This window comes from Mycobacterium sp. 1245801.1, assembly GCF_001673055.1.
In the GTDB taxonomy this organism is placed as follows: Bacteria; Actinomycetota; Actinomycetes; order Mycobacteriales; family Mycobacteriaceae; genus Mycobacterium; species Mycobacterium europaeum_A.
On record NZ_LZKY01000395.1, the window covers coordinates 1 to 652 of the forward strand.

The 652-nt window shown below is 61.8% G+C and carries 1 protein-coding gene; it reads left to right on the forward strand.

Going from position 1 to position 652, the window contains the following annotated elements:
- Positions 1-91 precede the first annotated feature (91 nt).
- Positions 92-652: hypothetical protein (locus tag A5622_RS25030; RefSeq protein WP_197507930.1), on the forward strand; the 561-nt coding region annotated here is incomplete at its 3' end.

Here is a 652-nt window from a genome sequence, read left to right on the forward strand (position 1 = left end):
CGCTTTCGCTGGCAGCCTGCTGACGACCGCTCAGCACAACTTGCGTGGACGCGGGACCGCAATCCCAATACTGTTCCGGCGGTAACGGCCAATGATCAACACCGAACTCCTCGAGGAATTCCGGAAGTACGGCATCGTGCAGAGCATGTGGCGGATGCTGCTCGGGTTCGCCGTAGCGGAAGGCGATAACCCCTCAGGTAACCCCACTTTGGGGTTCGTGGACTACCAACTCCCTGGCATCGGCACCGACCTCGACAGTCACGTGAAGGCGCTGGCCGACCAGCTTCAGTATCGGCTTCCTGTCGCCGGTCCGTTCCCCGAGGGTGGCTCCGACTACGACCAGGCCAAGTGGATGGCCGTGGTGGTGGGGCAGGTCGGCTCCCCCAGCGACTGGCAGGGCAACGCCCAGCCTTCGCAGGAGCACTACATCGAATCCATCACGTCCAACATGCCGTCCGAAGCAGAGATTTCCGCGTACCTAGACGACGACCAGGAGCAGCCAACAGTGTCCGAACTTGTTCTCGACTACGACCATTCGATCACCCCGCAGGAACAGTATTGGGATTGCGGTCCCGCGTCCACGCAAGTTGTGCTGAGCGGTCGTCAGCAGGCTGCCAGCGAAAGCGACCTGATCGCGCAGATCGGCACCAAC